We start from the raw sequence: 373 nt of genomic DNA, 5'->3' as shown, positions 1-373 counted from the left end.
TGCATTTTTTCGTTTATATTTTATATTCACAACAACTAGACAAATACTATGTAGGACATACTGGTTCTTCTGTTAGTGAAAGGCTTCAAAAGCACCTTTCCGATCACAAAGGATTTACATCTTTTGCTAAGGATTGGCAGATAGTGTTTACTGAAGCTTTTGAAAGTAAAAGTGAGGCTTACCAAAGAGAGCTTTATATCAAAAAGAGAAAATCGAGAAAATATATTGAAGAGCTGATCCGCTCAGTTGAATAGAGCATCCCGCTCGTCGAGCGGGACGGTCAGAGGTTCGAATCCTCTCGCGATCACTACACGCACAAAACCACGTTCCGAAGGACGTGGTTTTTTAAATTTCACGAAGTACCCGAAACGAA

1 protein-coding gene and 1 tRNA gene are annotated in these 373 nt (G+C 39.7%); both read left to right on the top strand.

Annotated elements, in window-relative coordinates; translation table 11 throughout:
* A partial coding sequence (locus HC176_RS17525) for a GIY-YIG nuclease family protein (RefSeq protein WP_209309794.1) occupies nucleotides 1-254 on the top strand: 254 nt, incomplete at its 5' end.
* Nucleotides 236-307 (top strand) — tRNA-OTHER (locus HC176_RS17520). The genes HC176_RS17525 and HC176_RS17520, both read left to right, overlap by 19 nt.
* The last annotated feature ends 66 nt before the right edge of the window (nucleotides 308-373 follow it).

Source organism: Tamlana crocina, from assembly GCF_012037625.1.
This window is presented reverse-complemented; position numbering and strand designations above follow the sequence as displayed.